Source organism: Kordiimonas aestuarii (genome assembly GCF_025574465.1).
Classification (GTDB): Bacteria; Pseudomonadota; Alphaproteobacteria; order Sphingomonadales; family Kordiimonadaceae; genus Kordiimonas; species Kordiimonas aestuarii.
Genome location: NZ_JAOBPP010000019.1, coordinates 342,744 through 361,865 on the forward strand (window position 1 = coordinate 342,744; position 19,122 = coordinate 361,865).

Sequence of the window (19,122 nt, forward strand, 5' to 3'; positions counted from 1 at the left end):
ATGAACTGGGAAATGTTATTTGTGGGGCTGGGCCTCGCTCTCTTTCTGGAGGGCGCGGCCTATGCCATTATGCCGGAAAGCTTCAAAAAGCTGCTTGTCGCAGCCGCGGGGCAACCCGCCGCAAAGCTCCGCATCATGGGCTTGACCCTGGCGGCATTAGGTGTTGCGATAATATGGATGGTCCGGTCCCTATAGGGGGAGGACCCAATAACCGGCCAACGCGAGTAACGGAAAATAATTTAAAGGAGTAGTGCCTTGAGCACCAACTTAGTTAAAGCGATCGACACGAGACAATGGACGGGCATGCTTCGCATCATGCTAACAGCTACACTTGTTCTGGCGGCAGCAATGATGTCGGTCCGTCCGGCAGCAGCGCGCGGTGCGCCCGAAAGTTTCGCTGACCTTGTGGAAAAGCTTTCTCCTGCTGTTGTGAATATTTCGACGGTACAGACCATTCCGGCCCGCAAGGGTCGTCGTATGCCCAACCTGCCGGAAGGTATGCCTTTTGGTGACCTTTGGGACCAGTTCCGCGACCGGATGGATGAAGACGAAGAGCCACGACAGGCGCAGTCGCTGGGGTCAGGCTTTATCGTTGACGCGACCGGTATTGTCGTCACCAACAATCACGTCGTGGAGGAAGCTGACGAAATTACAGTGATCCTTGCTGACGGAGATGAATACCCGGCCAAACTTTTGGGGCGCGATGCTCTGTCTGATATCGCCGTGCTCAAGATCGAGCCCGGGAACGGTGAAAAATTCCCGTTCGTCAAATGGGGTGACAGCGACAAGGAGCGTATTGGCGACTGGGTGATGGCGATCGGTAATCCGTTTGGCCTCTCAAGCACGGTTACAGCCGGCATCGTTTCTGCCCGTAACCGCAGCATCAACACCAATGACGTTGAGTTCATCCAGACAGACGCATCGATCAACCGCGGTAACTCTGGTGGCCCGCTTTTCAATATGGACGGTGATGTGATCGGTGTGAACACAGCGATCTTCTCACCCTCCGGTGGCAACGTGGGTATCGGTTTTGCGATCCCATCCAACGACGCCTCACGCGTAATCCGTGAACTGCAGGAGCACGGCAAGGTGCGCCGTGGCTGGCTTGGTGTTGGCATCCAGCCGATGACCAAGGAGATCGCTGAATCTCTGGGTATCGAGCAGGATGAAGGCGCGATGGTAACCCGTGTTGAGCCTGCCAGCCCGGCGGCAAAAGGCGGCATCCAGGATGGCGACATCATCACCAAGTGGGACGGCAAGGACGTTAAAGACAGCAACCGCCTGAGCCTTCTGGTGAAGCGTACGGATATCGGCAAGCCGGTGGATGTGATTGTGATCCGCAACAAGGCGCGTGTGACGCTCAAGGTAACGACAGGTGAACTGCCGGCCGAGCTTGCCCAAGTGACACCACAGCCCGATCAGGATGGTGATGGCCGCCCTGACGAGCGGGCGGACCGCCAGCTTGTGGAAGGCATGGAGCTTGCCCCGCTCAACGATGGCCTGCGCCGCCAGTATGAGATTGACGAAAGCGTGGAGGGCGTGATCGTCCTCCGTGTTGCCCGTCATTCGCCTGCGGCTCGCGTACGCATTCGTCCGGGCACGGTGATCATCAGTGTCAACCAGCGTGACGTTTCAAGCGCCGCTGAGGTGATGGAAATCATCGAAGACGCGCGTGACGCAGGGCGTGACCGTATCCTGGTGCTGGTGAACTATCGTGGCAATACGGTGCATATCCCGCTCAAGCTGATGGAAGAAGACGCTGTGGAACCCGGAGAGGAGTAAAATCCTTCCCGGTACAAAGAGATAAAGAAAAGGGCTGGTTTTCTGGCCCTTTTTTATTGCCCTTTAAACTGCTGCGAATTCGGCGTCATGATACCCTTGGAAATAGAGCAGGCTTGTGAGGTCGCCATATGTCACTGCGGCCGCGGCGGCATCGCGGGTTTTGGGTTTGGCGTGGTAAGCCACGCCTAGGCCCGCGGCTTCGATCATCGGTATGTCATTGGCGCCGTCACCAACCGCGAGGATGTCAGCTGACGTGAGGCCAAGTTTCCCCTTGAATTCCATCAATGTATCCAGCTTGGTCTGCGCGCCACAGATCGGCAGTTGCACGGTGCCTGAAAGGCTGTCGCCCGCAAATTCAAGCACGTTGGCGCGGTGTACGTCGAAGCCGATGGCGGCCGCCACCTTTTCAGTGAAATAGGTAAAGCCTCCGGAAACGAGAACGGCCTGCGCGCCGATTTTTTTCATTGTTTGCACCAGCGTGCGGGCGCCGTCCATCAATTCGATCCGGTCGTCATAACAGCGGGCGAGGTCGGCGAGGGGCAAGCCCTTGAGGAGAGCGACGCGTTCCGTCAGGGCGCCTTCAAAGTCAAGCTCACCGCGCATTGCGGCTTCGGTGATGGCGGCCACCTTGTGCTTCAGGCCAACAAAATCCGCCAGTTCGTCGATGCATTCCACCGTGATCATGGTCGAATCCATATCGGCGAGGATCAGCCGCTTGCGCCGCCCTTTTGCTTGCTGGATGCACCAGTCAAGGCCATCCACACGAAGCGCTTCCTGAAGCCCTGAAACATGTGCGAGAACTGTGCTGGATATGGGCAGCTTTTGTGCGGAATCTGAGCGGGGCGGTGTGCTGAAATCGAAGCTGAGGTCGACCGCCTTACCCTCACTTAAAATCGTCTCATGGACCGACACGCCGATAGCGGTTTTCACATCGCCTGCGATCTTTTCAACCGGTGAGGCACAGCCGGGGTTGACGACAAGGGTCAAAGCGATATGCATGGTAGGGATGATCCTTCAACTGCTGGTGTGTTGGCGGTCTATTTGGCGAGGTGGCCTTGAAACAAGCCCTTTTTATTGCAGGTCCAACCGCGAGCGGCAAGTCGGCATTGTCGCTGCGCCTCGCAGAAGATCTTTCCGGTGTCATCATTAATTCTGACAGCATGCAGGTCTATCGTGACCTGCGGGTGATCACCGCGCGGCCGAGCGAGGCTGAGGAAGCGCAGGCTCCGCATAAGCTATACGGTTTTCTGGACGGCGCTGAAGTTTGTTCCGCGGCCTTATGGGCCGAACGCGCGATGGCCGAGATTGAGGCTGCGTGGCGCAAGGGGCAAACCCCCATTGTGATTGGCGGCACGGGCATGTATTTCAAGGTGCTTCTGGACGGCATCGCCACCATCCCTGATATCCGGGACGCTATCCGCCAAGATATCCGCAACCGCTGCGCCGCCGAGGGCAGCGAGGCCCTGCACGCGGAACTCAAGCATGTTGACATGAAAACGGCAGCGCGTCTGGCGCCGGGTGATAGCCAGCGTATCTGCCGCGCGCTTGAAGTGTGGCACGCCACAGGCAAGCCGATCAGTGTATGGCAGGCTGATACAAAGCCGGGGCCGATGCAGGCCTATGATGAGGCCGGACAGGTGGTCAAGCTCGTGCTCGACCCGCCAAGGGATATTCTCTATGACCGCTGCAACAGACGGTTTGACCTGATGATGGACGAGGGCGCGCTTGACGAGGTCAGGGCGCTTCTGGCGCGCGGGCTGGATATGACCCTGCCGGTTATGCGTTCACTCGGTGTGCCGCAGCTTGTTGCGCACCTTGAAGGCGGCTTGTCGCTGGAGGAGGCGATAGAGGATGCCAAGATGCAAACCAGACGTTTTGCCAAACGGCAACTGACATGGTTCCGCAACCAGTTCGGTCACTGGGAAAGGTTACCTGCGCAACTTTCGGAAAGCCAGTACCGGTATTTTGTGCATAAAAATATCAAAAACCCGTTGACTGAGTAATTTTCATAACCTAAAAAACCCGTATCGGTACCAAGCCAGCCCAGGCGCCGATAGCGGAACCTGCAGCCCAAGTCGGTTCCAACTGTGACGAGACCCACCCCCTGGGGGCGCTCAACGAGCGCCCCCAACTATTATAGGGGAGCGGGCGCTCGTTGAGCGCCGCCGAGCTATTATAATCGGGTGGGATTTGTTTTTGGGTGGCGGAGATTGCCCCGTGCTTCGGGAAGGAAAGCGGGCAGAATAAACAGGACAAACAGTCAAACGGATAGAACGATGACGGCAACAACCACTATACCGGCCACCGGTAAGGCGAATGAGAAGGCAGATGACGCGCCGACCTTGAGCGGCGCGCAAATGATCCTAAAAGCGCTGACGGAGCTAGGTGTCGAGGTCGTCTTTGGCTACCCCGGTGGGGCTGTCCTGCCTATCTATGACGAGATTTTCAAGCAAGACAAAATTCGCCACATCCTTGTCCGCCACGAACAGGCGGCGGTTCACGCGGCCGAAGGTTATGCGCGCTCCACCGGCAAACCCGGTGTTGTGCTGGTGACCTCGGGACCTGGTGCCACGAACGCGGTGACCGGCCTGACGGACGCGCTGCTCGATTCCATCCCGGTTATCTGCCTCACGGGTCAGGTGGCGCGGCACCTGATCGGCAATGACGCCTTCCAGGAGGCCGACACCGTTGGCATCACGCGGCCCTGCACCAAACATAACTATCTGGTGAAGGACACGGACCGCCTGCCGGATGTTATCCATGAGGCGTTTTATGTGGCCACCAATGGCCGCCCGGGCCCGGTGGTGATTGACCTGCCAAAAGACGTGCAGATTGAAAAAGCTGTTTACAAGCGTTCAGGTCAGCGCGGCGAACATCGCACCTACCGCCCGCAGCTGGATGGCGACGAGGCAGCATTGCATGCGGCCGCTGAAGCCTTTGCCCGTGCGGAGCGGCCTATCCTTTATACCGGTGGTGGTATCATCAATGCGGGGCCTGAGGCATCCGAATTGCTGGCGGAATTCACTCGCCTGACCGGTGCGCCTATCACCAACACCCTGATGGGGCTGGGTGCCTATCCGGCAACCGACAAGCAGTTTCTTGGCATGCTGGGCATGCACGGTACCTGGGAAGCCAACCATGCCATGCATGACTGCGATGTGATGATGGCTGTTGGCGCACGCTTTGACGACCGCGTAACAGGGCGTGTTGATGGCTTTTCGCCGGGGTCAACCAAGATTCAGATCGATATCGACCTTTCCAGCATCAACAAAAACGTGCCGGTGGACATTCCGGTGATTGCGGACGCAGGCCGCGCGCTCAAGCGTCTGATCGAAATCTGGAAAGAGCAGGGCTATGAGAAATCACAGCCTGACCTTGCGCCGTGGTGGAAACAGATCAACCACTGGCGCACCAAAAAGTGCCTGTCCTACACGGATAGTGAAGAGGTGATCCTGCCGCAAAAGTCGCTGGAGCGCCTTGCGCATTTCACCCGGGGCAAGGACGCCATTTTCTCCACCGAAGTGGGCCAGCACCAGATGTGGGCGGCGCAGTTCCTTGGCTTTGACAAACCCAACCGCTGGCTGACGTCCGGTGGCCTTGGCACCATGGGGTATGGCTTGCCTGCTGCCGTTGGTGCGCAAATCGCGCATCCTGACCGGCTGGTGATTGACGTCTCGGGCGAAGCATCGTTCCAGATGAACCTGCAGGAACTGGGCACCATCGCGCAGTATGACCTGCCGGTGAAAATCTTCATCATGAACAATGAATATATGGGCATGGTACGCCAGTGGCAGGACCTTTCCTACGACGGTCGCCGCTCGCACAGTTATTCCGAAAGCCTGCCTGACTTTGTCAAGCTGGCGGAGGCCTACGGCATCAAGGGCATTGTGGTTGAAGACCCGGCCAAACTTGATGAAGCGATCCTGGAGATGTTGGGCCACGACGGGCCGGTGTTGATGGATTGCCGCGTGGCGAAAATTGAAAACTGTTTCCCGATGGTGCCTGCGGGTGCCGCCCACAATGAAATGCTGCTTGCAGGCGACGTGATCGGCAAGCCAAAGGATGATGACGCGCTCGCGGTCGTTTAATCTGGCTCACCTTTGACGATACGGTAAACTGGCAAGCGGAAAGACAACTGACAGATGGACGGCTCCATGAAAGAGATTGGCCCGATCGCCCGACACACCATCAGCGTTATTGTTGATAACGAAGCGGGCGTTCTTGCGCGCGTAACCGGCCTGTTTTCAGGCCGTGGCTATAATATTGAAAGTCTGACGGTGGCGGAAGTAGACAACACCGGTGAGCGCTCACGCATCACGGTAGTGACCTCAGGTACCCGCATGGTCATTGAACAGATCAAGGCACAACTTGACCGCCTTGTGCCGGTGCACAAAGTGGCAGACCTGACGATCGACGGTGCTTATGTGGCGCGCGATATGGCGCTGGTGAAGGTTACGGGCACGGGTGAAAAGCGCGTGGAAGCGTTGCGCCTTGCCGATACCTTCCGCGCCCGCGCGGTCGATGCGTCGGTGAACAGCTTTATTTTTGAGCTCACAGGGTCGACCGACAAGATCGACGCCTTTGTGGAACTCATGAGCGACCTCGGCCTTGTCGAGGTTGCGCGCACGGGGGCTGTTGCGCTCTCTCGCGGGCCTGGCGGGCTTTAAAACTGAAACGGCGGGCCTTGGCCCCGGTATGGATAATGATGAATAGGGGCTGGCCCCCGGTTAGAGGAAAACTAGACTATGCGTGTTTATTTTGACAGTGATGCAGACGTAAATCTCGTTAAGGACAAGACTGTTGCGATTGTGGGCTACGGCAGCCAGGGCCATGCCCATGCCGCCAATCTGCGCGACAGCGGTGTTTCGCGTGTGATTGTCGCGCTGCGGGAAGGCTCGGGCACCCGCAAGAAAGCCGAAGCCGCCGGTTTTGAAGTGATGACCGCAGGCGAAGCCGCCAAGCACGCTGACATGGTAATGATGCTCGCACCCGATGAGCATCAGGCCAAAATTTACGCTGACGAACTGGTGGATAACCTGAAGGAAGGCGCGGCGCTGATGTTTGCGCACGGCCTGAATATTCATTTCAGCCTTATTGAGCCGCGCGCCGACCTTGACGTGATCATGGTTGCACCAAAAGGCCCCGGCCATACCGTGCGGTCGCAATATGCGCAGGGCAAGGGTGTGCCGTGCCTTATCGCCGTGCATCAGGATGCGTCGGGCAAGGCGCATGACCTTTGCCTTTCCTATGCTTCCGGCATTGGTGGCGGCCGTTCCGGCATTATTGAAACCAATTTCCGCGAAGAATGCGAAACTGACCTGTTTGGTGAGCAAGCCGTACTGTGTGGCGGTGTGTCCGAGTTGATCAAGGCCGGGTTCGAGACCCTGACCGAAGCCGGTTACGCGCCCGAGATGGCATATTTCGAGTGCCTGCATGAAGTGAAGCTGATCGTGGACCTGATCTACGAAGGTGGTATCGCCAACATGCGCTACTCGATCTCGAACACGGCTGAATATGGTGACTACAAGACCGGCCCGCGCATCATCACCGATGAAACCAAAGCCGAGATGAAACGGGTGCTCGAAGACATCCAGCAAGGCCGTTTTGTGAAAGACTTTATCTCCGACAATCTCGCTGGTAACCCTGAGCTGAAGGCCCACCGTGGCCTCGCCGAGCGTCACCCGATCGAGGAAGTTGGCACCAAACTCCGCGGCATGATGCCGTGGATGAAGGAAGGCAAACTCGTCGACAAGGCGAAAAACTAATCCCTTAAGACACTCTGGAGTTCCAGGAGAGTCCCTAACGGGCGGAGCCATCAGGCCCCGCCCGATTTTTTGCGTTCTAATGTGAAGCTTCTCTGCTAAACTGCTGGCATGACTGATATTTTACCCATCGAGACTGACCGGTTGATCATTCGTGCGTTTCGCGAGAGCGATGCGGCGGCTTTCCATGGTTGGCGCAATGATACTGTGGTGGCGCGCTATACCTTGTGGGATTTCCCGTACCCTTTGGCGCGGGCGGAGGCGTTCGCGCGCGAGATGGCGGCGATGGAACCGTTCCTGGAAGGTAAGTACTATCAGCTGATGCTGGAAGAGGAGGCCACGGGCACGGCCGTGGGTGATATTGGAATCGGTAACGGCGTGACCGCCCCCGGCCTTGTGCGGGTGGGGTACACGCTCTCCACTCCCGCACAAGGCAAGGGCTTTATGACCGAGGCGCTGAAGGCGCTACTGCCCGCGCTTATCGCGCCGCTTGGTGTGCAGATGTTCTCTACCGATATCGACGCACGCAACCCGGCATCAGGGCGGGTGCTGGAGCGCCTTGGTTTCAAGTGTGGGCCAGTGCAGGAGAAACGCACGCTGGTGCGCGGTGAATGGTGTGACGAGATTGATTATGAAGTCAGCGCCGAAGCGCTGCTGGCGCATGTTTCGCAATAGTTTCACTTGTGACTTTTTGTAATAAAATTTCTCGAAATAGCGCCTTGCGAAAACAAAATAATCTGCTAATCCTTGAATATTGATAGATTACACAAGGAAATGGCCGCTCATGCAGCCACAAGGTCATAGGAAAGCAAAGGCAATTGCGATTGCGCGCACCCGGTCACGGGATGCCCAATTTGCTCGGCTGGCTCTCTTTGGTGGCTCCGCGCTTTTCCTGTCGCTACTCCTACTATTCGCAGCTGGCCGACTTACCGGCCCTTGAGCACAACGGCAGAAGGTGCGTTTGCATCTCGGTGCTTGAGGGAAAAGCCACTGATTTCACATATTCATCAGCCTTGTACCTTTGGAAATTGGGAATACCGCTATGTCACACAGTGAAGCCAACCGTGTGCGAATTTTTGACACCACCTTGCGCGACGGTGAACAATCACCCGGCGCGTCGATGACGCTCGATGAAAAACTCCAGATCGCAGCAACCCTTGAGGCCATGCGCGTTGATGTTATTGAGGCCGGTTTTGCCATTGCCTCCAACGGGGACTTTGAGTGCGTCAACAAGATCGCCACGCAGGTCCAGAATTCAACCGTCTGTTCGCTGGCGCGCGCAGCCCTTGGCGATATTGACAGGGCGGCGGAAGCCCTGAAACCCGCTAAATCAGGCCGCATTCATACCTTCATTGCCACAAGCCCGCTGCACATGAAATTCAAATTGCAGATGGAGCCTGAGGCAGTGATCGACGCGATCCACAAGTCCGTGAGCCATGCCCGTGGCTTGATCGACGATGTGGAATGGTCGGCCGAGGATGCGACGCGCACGGAAATTGATTTCCTGTGCCGCGCGGTGGAAACCGCGATCAAGGCAGGGGCGACCACCATCAATCTGCCGGACACCGTGGGTTATGCCACGCCGGACGAATATGCAGCCATGTTCCGCACCGTGATCGAGCGTGTGCCGGGCGCCGACAAGGCCATCTTCTCCACGCACTGCCATAATGACCTTGGCCTTGCGGTTGCCAACTCGCTTGCGGGCATTGCGGGCGGTGCGCGGCAGGTGGAATGCACCATCAACGGCATCGGCGAACGCGCCGGTAATGCCGCGATGGAAGAGGTTGTCATGGCGCTGAAGACCCGCGGCGATGTGATGCCGTATCACACGGGTATCGTCAGCGAGGAGATCATGCGTGCGTCGCGCCTTGTCTCCACCGTCACCGGTTTCACGGTGCAGAACAACAAGGCAATTGTGGGCGCTAACGCCTTTGCGCACGAGAGCGGTATCCACCAGGACGGCATGCTCAAGAACGCGGAAACCTATGAGATCATGACGCCGGAATCGGTCGGGGTGACCAAATCCCTGCTGACCATGGGCAAACATTCGGGTCGTCACGCCTTTGCCGATAAGCTGAAGGAGCTTGGGTATGAGCTGGGTGACAACGCCTTCCAGGAGTGTTTCCGTCGGTTCAAGGAACTGGGCGACCGCAAGAAAAACATCTATGACGAGGATATCGTTGCCCTTGTGGACGACGAAGTGGCCACATGGTCGAACCGTTTTCAGGTGATCTCGCTCAATACCTATTCATCATCGAACGGCGAGGCCGTTGCCAACCTCACCATGGCCATTGACGGTGACAAGAAAAAAACCGTCACCTACGGTTCCGGTCCGGTGGATGCGGCTTTCAATGCCATCAAGGACCTCATTAGCATGGAACCGCACCTGCAGCTTTTCCAAGTGCATGCGGTCACGCAAGGCACAGACGCGCAAGCCGAGTGCACGGTGCGCCTCGAAGAAGGCGGCCGCACGGTGAACGGGCAGGGCGCGCACGAGGATACGGTGACCGCTGCCGCGCGGGCTTATGTGTCTGCGGTGAACAAGCTGCTCGTCAAGCGGGAGAAAAACGCGCCCGGGGCCGTCGCGGCGCAGTAGCGTTCACCGGTACCGGCAACCCGGCTTTATGGGGCGGCTTTAGGGCCGCCTTTATTGTTTTGCCTCAAATACTTGTTCCGCCTGATAAAATCCCTATCTATCAGATATGCAGCCATGGGGGACTTTATGAAGCTGATCGACCGTATCGACACGCGGATCGCGAGCCTTGACGGGATGCTGTTGATGGCGATTGTCTTGATGGCCACCCTGATTGCGGGGCAAATCATCGGTGCGCTTGTTGGCAGCGTGATGGCCAGCTTGCTTGATAGCCTCTTTGACATGCCGTCCGCCACCCATTTCGTTATCCCGACAGGTTTGTTGTTTGCCTTTGGCGTATGCCTGTGGCTTGTGCGGCGAAACCTGCTGGCCGATGAGGGTGTCCGACCAGTTGACATTGGCCTTGCGTCAAGCCGTTTGGGTATCGCTGCATCCCTGGGGCTTGTCGTGTTGCTTTATTTCGGGGCGTCCTTTCTGGCTGGCGCTTACGCCCAACTGGTGGGCTATGAAGGCCAGAAGACCATGACGGAGATGATCAGAACAACGGGGGGTGACAACATCGCTGCGCGCGGCCTTATGGTGTTTTCTGTCGTCATCATGGGACCGGTCGTGGAAGAGCTTGTGTTTCGCGGCTACCTGCAATCCGGCCTGACCAAGCGGTTTGGGCCTTATGTGGGGATTGGCATCAGCTCGGTTGTTTTCGCGGGTTACCATTTTCAGCCGGAGGCATTTGTCGTGCTGCTGGTGGTGGGCGCTGCGTTTGGCCTGGCCTATCACCTCACACGTTCACTGTGGCCCGCCATTTTGCTGCATATGCTCAATAACGCTGCCTTCATTGTGAATCTGTTTTATTTTGAGGGTACCCCGTGATCCTGTAGACTGATGTAAGCACACAGGAGACGCGGATGAGCAGATTGCCGGACAACGAACCCGAATGCACCACAAGCGGCTGCCCTGACCCTGTGGAGATGGTGATCATCCCGCGCACCAGCGATATAGGGGGCTTCATGGTGGAGCGGGCCTTGCCGTCGCGCAAGAAACGCATGATCGGCCCCTTTGTCTTCTGGGACCAGATGGGGCCGGGCGAATTCCTGACCGGGCAGGGCATCGACGTGCGACCGCATCCCCATATCGGGTTGTCTACCGTCACTTACCTGTTTGACGGCACGCTGGACCACCGCGACAGCCTTGGCACGCATATGACGATCAAACCAGGTGAGCTGAACCTGATGCGGGCGGGGCGCGGTATCGTGCATTCCGAGCGCACAGGGCCACATGACCGGGCGCGGCCTTCCACGCTCTATGGTATCCAAAGCTGGCTGGCGCAGCCAAAGACACATGAAGATAGTGCGCCCGCCTTTGAACATTTCGGTGCGGACGACTTACCCACACTGGACGCCGAAGGCATTGAGGCACAGCTTATCCTCGGTGCAGCTTTCGGGCTTGAAAGCCCGGTTTCACTGGATTGGGATACGCTCTATGCCGATGTCAGGCTGGCGCCGGGCGCTGTATTGCCGGTTCCAGCCGAAACCGAGGAGCGTGGCCTCTATATCGTGCGCGGCGAGGTTGAGATTGCTGGCATGCCTTACCCCCAGGAGCAGATGATAAGCCTCAGGCCCGGCGCAGAGGTCAGTGTAAGGGCATTGGCTGACACCCATCTCATGGTAATAGGCGGTGCGGCGATGGACGGCCCGCGCTTTGTGTGGTGGAATTTTGTCGGCTCATCGGTGGCACGAATCCGCCATGCGGCAGAGAGTTGGCAACAACAGACATTTGCAAAGGTTCCGGGCGACGATCAGGAGTTCATTCCATTGCCTGATATTGAGGCGCTGGACCGCATCAAGCTTTGAGGCGGGCGAAGCTGCCGTGTGGGTGTCAATTCGCAAGTCCTTGAAAATGACTAAATTTTTATGGATACGCTAGCTGCGCGCACCAATTTTCGCCGCAATTGCGCTCAAATCACAAAATATAGTGCAAACGGCGCGCTTGCCCCTTGTGTCTTGGCCATATCTGGCCCATAACCGCATAAACGGGAGGGCCACGGCTGGCCCCAAGAGCAATAGAAATTAAGAGGGTTAAATGCTTTCCAAGCTTCTTGGCGTGTTTTCATCTGACATGGCGATCGACCTCGGTACTGCAAACACGCTGGTGTATGTAAAAGGCCGTGGCATCGTTCTGAACGAACCATCTGTTGTGGCAATCAAAAGCGAACATGGCCGAGACCGTGTGCTGGCGGTTGGTGACGAGGCCAAGCTTATGCTGGGCCGGACGCCAAGTGGCATACAGGCCATCCGTCCTTTGCGTGACGGTGTGATCGCGGACTTCCATGTCGCCGAACAGATGATCAAACACTTCATCCAGAAAGTACATAACCGTTCGTTTGCAAGCCCGCAGGTTGTTGTGTGTGTGCCTTCCGGGTCCACAGCCGTTGAGCGTAAGGCCATTCAGGAATCAGCCGAGCAGGCTGGTGCCCGCAAGGTATATCTGATTGACGAACCGATGGCAGCGGCCATTGGCGCCGGCTTGCCGGTCACGGAGCCGCAAGGTTCTATGGTTGTGGACATCGGTGGTGGCACGACCGAGGTTGCCGTGTTGTCGCTTTCCGGCATCGTGTTCGCAACAAGCGTGCGCGTGGGCGGAGACAAAATGGACGAAGCTCTTATCGGCTATATCCGCCGCAACCATAATTTGTTGATCGGTGAAGCAACGGCCGAACGGATCAAAAAGGAAATCGGCACTGCGCTTGTCCCCGAAGACGGCGTGGGCAACACCATGATCATCAAAGGTCGTGACCTGATGAACGGTGTGCCGAAGGAGTTGGAGATCAACCAGCTTCAGGTCGCCGAGGCGCTATCCGAACCTGTAAGCCAGATTGTTGAAGGTGTTAAAGTAGCCCTTGAACAGACGGCACCCGAACTTGCCGCAGATATCGTTGATCTGGGTGTTGTTCTTACCGGCGGCGGGGCGCTCCTCAAGGATCTGGATACGGTGATCCGCCGGGCAACAGGCCTGCCGGTTACCATCGCTGAAGAACCGCTGACCTGCGTGGCGTTGGGAACGGGCCGCGCGCTCGAAGACCCGGCCTTGCGCATGGTGCTGATGGAAAACTATTGATCGTCACCAGCGTTCCCGACACAAACGTATTGGGAGATTGACCACTGGTCCCGACACTGCACTCAGGAAACTTGGCTTCCGGTACTCGGCTGCGACGTGGCGGACGAGGGCGGGAAGCCATGTGGCTTTATATGGTGCTCGCTGTTGTGCTTCTGGGGCTTGAAGCGACGGGACAGGGGCTTCCCAGCCAGTTGCGCGCTTATGCCAATGATTTTGTGTCGCCTGTTCTCAGGCTACTGGAGCAGCCCATCCGTGCCGTGCAGGCCGGGCTTGAGCGCATCGCCGGTGTTGGCGACATCTATCTTGAAAACCAGACATTGAGGGATGAGAACGACAGGCTGCGCCAGTGGCGCGAAGCGGCCATGCAGCTCAGCCGCGAGAATGAGCGCCTGCGCCAGATGCTCAAGGTGCCGGGGCGTGAAGTGCCCCCTGCGGCGACCGCCCGGGTCATCGGGGTTGGAGGTGGGGCGTTTGAACGTAACGTGCTGATCAGCGCTGGCATCAGTGACGGTGTGCGCCGGAACCTACCCGTGGTCGACGAAAGCGGCGTTATCGGCCGCACTATACAGGTGGGCCGCTGGACAAGCCGGGTGCTTCTGGTGACCGACCTCAACAGCCGTATTCCTGTCCGCCTTGAACGCACGGGTGATCTTGCGATTGCCGAGGGACAGAACGAAGCCTTCCTGATGCTGCGGTTCCTGCCGGAAGAAATTGTCATTCGCGAAGGCGATCGCCTGCTTACCTCGGGTCACGGCGGCGTGTTCCCCCCGGACCTGCCGGTGGCGCGGGTAAGCGAAGTCGGCGAAGGTTACGTGCGGCTTGACCCGCTTGGCATCCTCGGCAAGCTCGATTATGTGCGCGTGCTGGATTATCATGCTGTGCCGGATGAAGACGCCATTGCGCTGCCGCCAAAAAATGGCGAAGCAGGGGAACAGGAGCAGCAGCCATGACGGCTCGTCGCCCTGTCATCACCTCATTTGGCTTTGCCGGCTTGTTTCCGGTGCTGATTACGGTGCTGATGGCCGCGCTGATGCTGCTGCCAATCGGCTCAGGTGCGGCCAATATCGCGATGCCACATCTGGTGATCATATCCGTATTTTACTGGCTTTCGTCACGGCCGTTGCTGATGCCGTATGGTGCCTGCGCCATTCTGGGCTTCCTTCTGGACCTGTGGCTTGATGTCCCCATGGGTCTCAATATGGTTTTATTGTTGCTGACCCGGCTTTTTGTGCTCAACCAGTTGAAGCATTACAAGGGCCGCAGCCGCCTTGTGCACTGGGCGATATTCACTGTTTTGACCTTGGGGCTTTATATTCTTTCCTGGCTGATCGTATCGACAGTCTACGGCACTCTTTGGTCGGTAAAGCCGATTGCGCTACAATGGGGTGTGACAGCATTTTCATATGCGCCTGTGGCGTTTGTCCTCGGGCGTATGCGTCGGATGGTTTTATAGGACATGGCAAGAGAAGGGTTACGATACCAGACCTTTTCGCGGCGGGCCTTCCTGCTAGCGGGCGCGCAGGGTCTTGCCGTGACCGCGCTTGGCGGGCGGCTGTATTATCTTTCGGTTGTTGAAGGTGAAAAATACAAGCTGCGGGCCGAGCGTAACCGTGTCGCCATCCGGCTGATTGCACCAGAACGCGGCGAAATCCTGGACCGGTACGGCCGCAAACTGGCCACTAACCGACAGGATTTTCGCGTTTTCCTGATCCCTGAGCAAGCGGACGAGGTTGCCAATACGCTGGTGAAGATCGGCCATATCGTGAAGCTGGATGACCGTCGCCTATCGCGCATTGAACGCCAGATCAAACGCCAGCGCAAATTTGTCCCGGTTACGGTGGCACAAGGCCTGGACTGGGCCACCTTCGCGAAAGTGAACGTCGCGGTCCCGGAACTGCCGGGTGTGGTGCCCGATGCGGGGCGCTCGCGCTTCTATCCTTCGGGTAACGAAATCGCCCACCTTGTCGGCTATACGGCCAGCCCGAACGAAGATGATGTTGCCCTCAACCCGCTTTATCAATTGCCTGGTTTCAAAGTGGGCAGGCAGGGGCTTGAGCGCCGCTACGAGGACCGCCTGCGCGGCTCAGCGGGCACACGTCGGGTAGAGGTCAATTCTGTCGGCCGGGAAATCCGTGAACTGCCGCCCCGCCAGGAGGCTGATCCGGGCAGTAACCTGCAACTGACCATCGACCTTGCACTGCAAAAATATACGATTGATCTTCTGGGGGAAAAAGCCGCGGGTGTCGTGGCGATGGATATCAGGACCGGTGAAATCCTCACCATGGCATCGGCACCGACCTATGACCCGAACGAATTTACCCGCGGCATCAGTTCCGAAAACTGGAACGCGCTTCTCAAGGATCCCCGCAAGCCGTTGATCAACAAATGCGTGACCGGGCAGTATCCACCCGGCTCAACCATAAAGCCTGTGATTGCATTGGCCGCCCTTGAGCACGGTGTCGTCAAGCCCGAGACGGAATACTACTGTAACGGCAGGCACCGGCTTGGCAACCACACCTTCAACTGCTGGAAGCCGGGCGGACACGGCAGGTTGGACCTTCTCGGTGCCATCGCCCATAGCTGTGACGTCTATTTTTACAAGGTGGCGGAAGACCTGGATGTCGATAATATTGCTGACATGGTTTCGCGCTTTGGCCTTGGGGACCTGTTTGACCTTGGGATCGATGGTGAGAAGGCAGGCATGGTCCCGGACCGCGGATGGAAGCGCGCCGTGCTCAATCAGCCATGGCATCTGGGGGAAACCCTCAACATATCCATTGGGCAGGGTGCTATGCTGTCAACCCCGTTGCAACTGGCGGTCCTGACATCACGCCTTGCTTCTGGCCGGCGGATTTTCCCGAGCCTTGTGTCGCTGCCGGGAACCGATGAAAGCAAAATGAAGGCGTTTGACGCCATGGATGTGAACCCATTACATTTAAGGGTAGCCCGGCGCGGCATGGAAATGGTGACTGAGCGCGGTGGAACCGCGCATGACTACAGACGCCCAAAAAGTGCGGCAAAGCTGGCCGGTAAGTCAGGCACCGCTCAGGTCAGGCGTATTTCCAAGGAAGAGCGACTTGAGGGCGTCATTCATAACGACGATCTGCCGTGGAATATGCGGGACCATGCGCTGTTCATCGCCTATGGCCCGGTCGAGGATCCGGAGATTGCTGTCTCGGTACTGGTGCAGCATGGCGGGGGTGGCTCCAGCGTTGCCGCGCCGATTGCACGGGCCGTTATCGACAAGGCCCTTGAGATAAGGCATGCGCCGCCTGCAGAGGAAACCGCACCCGATGCAGCGGGCACAACGGCGGAGGAGGCCTGATGGGGACGGCACGCATGTTTGGCCCACGCCGGGTCGATAAAAGTGTTTTCCAGCGCCTTGGTGATCTCAATTGGGGGATTGTTTTCCTCAACGTGCTGATCGCCTGCGCCGGCTTTGCCATGCTCTATTCCGTAGCCGGTGGCTCTTGGGATCCGTGGGCGTCGCGCCAGGCAACTCGGTTTATCGGTGCTTTTGCATTGATGCTGGTGATTGCCACGGTGGATATCCGCTACTGGATGGCTTTTGCTTATCCCGCCTGGTTTATCGGTATCCTTTTGCTGCTGGCGGTGGAGGTGATTGGCGCCATCGGCATGGGCGGACAGCGCTGGCTTGATATCGGCATCATGCGTATCCAGCCGTCGGAGTTGATGAAAATTGCCGTTGTCATGGCGCTCGCGCGTTACTTTCACGGTCGTAATTATGACCAGAGCCGCAGCCTGCGCTCGCTGCTGACACCCGCGGTGTTGATTATGGTGCCGGTGGCGCTTGTGGTGCGCCAGCCGGACCTTGGCACCGGGTTGATGATTGTGGCAGGGGGTGCCGCAATCCTGTTTCTTGCCGGTTTGCCAGCGTGGCTTTTTATTGCCGCCGGCCTTCTTGTCGCGGCGGCCGTTCCGGTGGGATGGCAGTTTATGCGCGACTATCAGAAAGACCGGGTATTGACCTTCCTGAACCCTGAATCAGACCCTTTGGGCGCCGGATACCAGATCACCCAGTCGAAAATTGCGCTCGGCTCCGGCGGGCTGACGGGCAAGGGCTATCTGGAGGGAACACAAAGCCAGCTTAATTTCCTGCCAGAAATGAAAACCGATTTTATCTTCACTGTGCTTGCCGAGGAGTTTGGCCTGATCGGAGCTGTCATTGTGCTGGCGCTTTACACCATCGTGCTCGCATACGGCATGCTGATCGGGATCGGGTGCCGAAGTCAGTTCGGCCGATTGCTCGCCAGCGGTCTTGCCATGACGCTGTTTCTCTATGTGCTGATCAATGTAGCGATGGTCATGGGGTTGATGCCTGTGGTCGGGGTGCCGCTACCCATGATTTCTTACGGTGGTTCGGCAATGCTGACGTGGATGATCGCTTATGGCCTTATTCTTTCGGTTGCTATTCACCGACACGTCTCGCTGGCGCCCAAAGGCAGTGGCCTCGGATAGACCTGTGGTATCAGAAGCCTTGATCAGGCGCCGCTTTGCCCTATGATCCTCTCGTAGAAAAAAGAGGGGTTCTTATGAAAAAATATCTTGCTGGCGTGGCGCTTGCCACGCTGATTGGAAGTGGCGTTTCTGCGGCGGACCTGAAATCGGATGTGGCCGCAGACTACGATTATCTGGAAAAGCTGTATATTCACCTGCACCAGAACCCGGAGCTCTCGCTTCAAGAAGGAAAAACGTCTGCACGTATGGCGGCGGAGCTGAAGAAAGCCGGTTTTGACGTCACCACGAATTTTGGCGGGCACGGTGTTGTGGCAGTGATGAAAAATGGTGACGGGCCGACGGTGATGATCCGCGCGGACATGGATGGTCTGCCGGTGCCGGAACAGACCGGCCTTTCCTATGCCAGCAAGGCGACCATGCAAAATGCGGCTGGCGAGACCGTGCCGGTAATGCACGCCTGCGGTCACGACGTGCACATGACCAGCCTAATCGGCACAGCACGGCGTCTGGCTGCCATGAAGGATGCATGGTCGGGCACACTGGTGATGATTGCGCAACCGGCCGAAGAGCAGGTAAAAGGCGCGGCTGCCATGCTTGACGAGGGGCTCTTCACAAAGTTCCCCAAGCCGGATTATAACCTTTCGCTGCATGTCAGTCCTGACATCAAGGCGGGTGATATTGGTATGGTATCAGGGTATGCGCTCGCAAATGTGGATTCGGCAGACATCGAAATCCATGGCGTCGGCGGACACGGCGCCTATCCGCACACCACCAAAGACCCGGTCGTACTGGGTGCCTATATTGTCACTGCGTTGCAGACCCTTGTGGCGCGGGAAACTTCTCCGTTCGAGTCGGGCGTGGTCACCGTGGGGTCCATCCATGCGGGCACCAAACACAACATCATTTCAAACCGCGCACACCTTCAAATCACCATACGGTCCTATAGTGAAGATGTTCGCCAAAACCTAAAGGCGGGAATTGAACGCATTGCGCGCGGGCAGGCAATCGCCTTCGGCCTGCCGGAAGATCTGATGCCAGAGGTGGCCTTCTCGGAAGGCACGCCCTCCACCTACAATAACCCGGAGCTGACCGCACGTATCTACAAGGCGCTGGATGAGAAATTGGGTGACGACCGGGTGTATGACGGCAAACCTGTGATGGCGGCGGAGGATTTTTCCCTGTTCGGGCGCACAGAAGACAAAATCCCCAGTCTGATGCTGTGGCTTGGCGCGACACCGGCGGCGACGATGGAAGCGGCGGAAAAAGGCGAGGCCAAGGCGCCGGGCCTGCATTCGCCTTTTTTCAAGCCGGATCGGGAACCGACCATTAAAGGCGGGGTCGAAGCAATGACCCAGGCCGCCCTTGAGCTTTTGGGCAAATAGCACCGTGGGA

General features: G+C 57.7%; 17 protein-coding genes. 16 read left to right on the forward strand and 1 reads right to left on the reverse strand.

Annotated features, from left to right (window positions below):
• Complete coding sequence (locus OEU85_RS09065) at positions 1 to 195, forward strand: DUF2065 domain-containing protein (RefSeq protein WP_262691158.1); 195 nt, start codon at positions 1 to 3, stop codon at positions 193 to 195.
• Between the two features lie 60 nt (positions 196 to 255).
• A complete protein-coding gene (locus OEU85_RS09070; RefSeq protein ID WP_262691159.1) occupies positions 256 to 1,782 on the forward strand; it encodes a DegQ family serine endoprotease in 1,527 nt (508 codons plus the stop codon).
• Positions 1,783 to 1,845: 63 nt separating this feature from the next.
• Here the strand turns inward: OEU85_RS09070 and serB are convergent, their stop codons facing one another.
• Positions 1,846 to 2,781, reverse strand: a complete 936-nt coding sequence (gene serB, locus OEU85_RS09075) for a phosphoserine phosphatase SerB (protein ID WP_262691160.1) — start codon at positions 2,779 to 2,781, stop codon at positions 1,846 to 1,848.
• A gap of 50 nt (positions 2,782 to 2,831) precedes the next feature.
• Between serB and miaA the strand changes: the two genes are divergently transcribed.
• The 14 genes from miaA (at position 2,832) to OEU85_RS09145 (ending at position 19,112) form a co-directional block, all read left to right on the forward strand.
• Positions 2,832 to 3,785: a tRNA (adenosine(37)-N6)-dimethylallyltransferase MiaA gene (miaA, locus tag OEU85_RS09080; RefSeq protein ID WP_262691161.1), complete on the forward strand. Its 954-nt coding sequence runs from the start codon at positions 2,832 to 2,834 to the stop codon at positions 3,783 to 3,785.
• 273 nt (positions 3,786 to 4,058) lie between these two features.
• Positions 4,059 to 5,870: an acetolactate synthase 3 large subunit gene (locus tag OEU85_RS09085; RefSeq protein ID WP_262691162.1), complete on the forward strand. Its 1,812-nt coding sequence runs from the start codon at positions 4,059 to 4,061 to the stop codon at positions 5,868 to 5,870.
• A 66-nt stretch (positions 5,871 to 5,936) separates the two neighbouring features.
• Entirely contained in the window at positions 5,937 to 6,449 is a 513-nt protein-coding gene (gene ilvN / locus OEU85_RS09090; RefSeq protein WP_262691163.1) for an acetolactate synthase small subunit, read from the forward strand.
• A gap of 78 nt (positions 6,450 to 6,527) precedes the next feature.
• Complete coding sequence (ilvC, locus tag OEU85_RS09095; protein WP_262691164.1) at positions 6,528 to 7,547, forward strand: ketol-acid reductoisomerase; 1,020 nt, start codon at positions 6,528 to 6,530, stop codon at positions 7,545 to 7,547.
• Between the two features lie 108 nt (positions 7,548 to 7,655).
• Positions 7,656 to 8,219: a GNAT family N-acetyltransferase gene (locus OEU85_RS09100; RefSeq protein WP_262691165.1), complete on the forward strand. Its 564-nt coding sequence runs from the start codon at positions 7,656 to 7,658 to the stop codon at positions 8,217 to 8,219.
• 367 nt (positions 8,220 to 8,586) lie between these two features.
• Positions 8,587 to 10,140, forward strand: coding sequence for a 2-isopropylmalate synthase (locus OEU85_RS09105; RefSeq protein WP_262691166.1), 1,554 nt, complete (start codon positions 8,587 to 8,589; stop codon positions 10,138 to 10,140).
• Positions 10,141 to 10,266: 126 nt separating this feature from the next.
• Positions 10,267 to 11,007: a CPBP family intramembrane glutamic endopeptidase gene (locus OEU85_RS09110; RefSeq protein ID WP_262691167.1), complete on the forward strand. Its 741-nt coding sequence runs from the start codon at positions 10,267 to 10,269 to the stop codon at positions 11,005 to 11,007.
• Between the two features lie 35 nt (positions 11,008 to 11,042).
• Positions 11,043 to 11,987 (forward strand): pirin family protein, encoded by a 945-nt coding sequence (locus OEU85_RS09115; RefSeq protein WP_262691168.1) that lies wholly within the window; start codon positions 11,043 to 11,045, stop codon positions 11,985 to 11,987.
• Between the two features lie 229 nt (positions 11,988 to 12,216).
• A complete protein-coding gene (locus OEU85_RS09120; protein ID WP_262691169.1) occupies positions 12,217 to 13,251 on the forward strand; it encodes a rod shape-determining protein in 1,035 nt (344 codons plus the stop codon).
• 119 nt (positions 13,252 to 13,370) lie between these two features.
• Complete coding sequence (gene mreC / locus OEU85_RS09125; RefSeq protein ID WP_262691170.1) at positions 13,371 to 14,201, forward strand: rod shape-determining protein MreC; 831 nt, start codon at positions 13,371 to 13,373, stop codon at positions 14,199 to 14,201.
• Positions 14,198 to 14,704, forward strand: a complete 507-nt coding sequence (mreD, locus tag OEU85_RS09130; RefSeq protein WP_262691171.1) for a rod shape-determining protein MreD — start codon at positions 14,198 to 14,200, stop codon at positions 14,702 to 14,704. Before mreC ends, mreD begins: the two co-directional genes overlap by 4 nt.
• A gap of 3 nt (positions 14,705 to 14,707) precedes the next feature.
• The gene (gene mrdA, locus OEU85_RS09135) at positions 14,708 to 16,576 is read left to right on the forward strand and encodes a penicillin-binding protein 2 (RefSeq protein ID WP_262691172.1); all 1,869 of its coding nucleotides are present in this window, start codon (positions 14,708 to 14,710) and stop codon (positions 16,574 to 16,576) included.
• Positions 16,576 to 17,730: a rod shape-determining protein RodA gene (rodA, locus tag OEU85_RS09140; RefSeq protein ID WP_262691173.1), complete on the forward strand. Its 1,155-nt coding sequence runs from the start codon at positions 16,576 to 16,578 to the stop codon at positions 17,728 to 17,730. The genes mrdA and rodA overlap by 1 nt, the downstream gene beginning before the upstream one ends.
• A 74-nt stretch (positions 17,731 to 17,804) precedes the next feature.
• Positions 17,805 to 19,112 carry an amidohydrolase gene (locus OEU85_RS09145; protein WP_262691174.1) on the forward strand — a complete coding sequence of 436 codons (1,308 nt, stop codon included), beginning with the start codon at positions 17,805 to 17,807 and terminating at the stop codon, positions 19,110 to 19,112.
• Positions 19,113 to 19,122: the final 10 nt, after the last annotated feature.